This is a genomic window from Candidatus Clostridium eludens (assembly GCF_045310515.1).
Classification (GTDB): domain Bacteria; phylum Bacillota; class Clostridia; order Clostridiales; family Clostridiaceae; genus Clostridium_B; species Clostridium_B eludens.
In genome coordinates this window covers 1-1,451 of the sequence record NZ_JBJHZX010000119.1, presented here as the reverse complement: position 1 = coordinate 1,451, position 1,451 = coordinate 1, and the positions used below count along the sequence as shown (strand labels likewise).

Annotated in this window: 1 protein-coding gene; it reads left to right on the top strand. The window is 29.3% G+C overall.

What is annotated here, in order from left to right:
* The first annotated feature begins 231 nt into the window (after positions 1 to 231).
* On the top strand, positions 232 to 588 hold the full coding sequence (locus ACJDU8_RS25430; protein WP_406794981.1) for a DNA-binding response regulator: 357 nt from the start codon (positions 232 to 234) through the stop codon (positions 586 to 588).
* Positions 589 to 1,451: the final 863 nt, after the last annotated feature.

Genomic DNA, 1,451 nt, shown 5'->3' with positions numbered 1-1,451 from the left:
CAGGCTGATAGAGCTTTAAATTCACTTAGTAAGGTTGAAAGAGAAGTTATAACATATAAGTGTATAGAAGGTATGTGTTATTATGAGTTTATTTATAAGGTTTATAAATCTGAAAGACAATGCAAAAGAATTAAAAGAAGGGCCTTAGATAAAATAGCTATAGCATTGGGACTGTAGAATGTGCCATTTTATGGTTTGAGTAAAGTATATATTTTTTTAGGAGTTGATAATTTGAGGACTACATTAGATAAAGAACAGGTCAAAAAATTATATTTAGATGGACTAACGATTTCTGAGATTGCCAGGAAATTAAATTCAAATAAAGATACTGTAAAAAAATGCATCCAAAGAAATTTTAGTAATTTGAAATGTGATCATAGGATTGCTTTAGCACGTAAACGTGAAGTTTTAAGGACAGTTAATTATGAAGCAAACAAATATATAGGAGATAGTGCATTTATAAAGAAGAATAGATCCATATACAAAACAAATCCTGATGGAGATATAGTAATAAATAAAGATGTGGCTCCTGTGGTAACATGGGATACACCTAGAAGACTGGTGAATGAAAATAAAAATAAGTACTAAATAAAAAACTTAAGAAGCTTTTAAAGCACTTGGATACATACCAAGGGAGCTATGAGGTAGATAAAACAAAAAGTCTTGTCCTAAATGAAACAAAAAAAGATTAAGGCTTTTTTATTTTAAAGATATGAAGTGGTGGTATGGATGTAGTTGAACCAGGGAGTAGAACAACAGGTATTAGATAAAGCTTTAGATGATATGAACTTTGGTGTTTAAATATAGCTTGTATTTGTCATAATGAGTATAGGTTAAACTCATGAAATTACTGTATGATATAGATGCTTTATAAGCCCCCTAAATATAAGGCATAGAGGTATCAAATACAAAGGTTAAATAAGTTTAACACAATGTATATTATGTCAAACACGGAGTAAAACTCGGAGGTGATACAACGCCTAAAAAGATATGTAATTTTAGTGATTGCCATAAGATTATTCCAGGTAATGAAAAGTACTGTGAGGAACATAGAAAACTCCATGAACAATTTAAGGCAGATAATAATAGAAGGTATGATATTAAGATAAGATATAAGAGAGATAAACAATATACCTTATTTTATCATTCAAAGGAATGGATAGCACTTAGAGATTATATAATAAAAACTTATAAAGGATTAGATTTATTTTCTTACTTCATAGAGAATAAAATTGTTTCTGCTTCAACTGGACATCACATAGTAGAACTTAAAAATGATTGGAGTTTAAGACTTACTATTGACAATATAATACCAGTTAGTGATGCAAGTCATAAGAAGATACATGCTATGTATAATAAAACCAAGAAAGGGACCCAAGAATTATTGAGGGATGTAATCAATAAATGCGAGTTTTAATAACTAAAATTGCATATTTATTCATGGTAGGGGG